This window comes from Microvirga soli (assembly GCF_016734765.1).
GTDB lineage: Bacteria > Pseudomonadota > Alphaproteobacteria > Rhizobiales > Beijerinckiaceae > Microvirga > Microvirga soli.
This window is the reverse complement of record NZ_JAERQE010000175.1, coordinates 1-511: the sequence shown is the minus strand read 5'-3', so window position 1 is coordinate 511 and position 511 is coordinate 1. Positions and strand designations below refer to the sequence as shown.

The 511-nt window shown below is 63.2% G+C and carries 1 pseudogene; it reads right to left on the bottom strand.

What is annotated here, in order from left to right:
• Nucleotides 1–181: 181 nt before the first annotated feature.
• Nucleotides 182–511 (bottom strand): annotated as a pseudogene (locus JKL45_RS29740) (IS701 family transposase); the annotation flags it as partial.

Here is a 511-nt window from a genome sequence, read left to right as displayed (position 1 = left end):
CATTACAGTTGCGCCCTCCGCTTTCGATGTGAGGTTTGTGCCATCGCCTGATGCGCGCGTCGCCAGGCGGACCAGGCGATCACAAAGGCAGGCTCGATCTGATGCTGCTGGAGGCGTGTGGCCACGCGGCGGATTTCCTGAACAGACCATCGCACCAGCGCTGCAGCTTGGCTGCGTCGCTTCTTTTTTGGGGTGACGGGTGAGAGTTGGCGCGCTGGCGCACCACCGCCATCATGGCAAATGCCAGCATCACCAGCGAGACATGCCGGTGCCAGCCGTGCCACGAGCGGGTCTCGTTGTGGGTGAGACCCAACTCGGTCTTGGCGGTTTCAAAGGCATCCTCAATCGCCCAGCGCTGGCCCTCGACCCGCACCAATTCTTCGATCAGCGTACCGGCGCGACACCAGGTCGAGAAGAACGCCAGCCCCCCATCGGAGAGGCTGCGCCGGATCAGCAGGCCGCGGGTCCACAGACCGGTGAGGTGTTCGTTGTATTCGTCAGCCTCGAGATC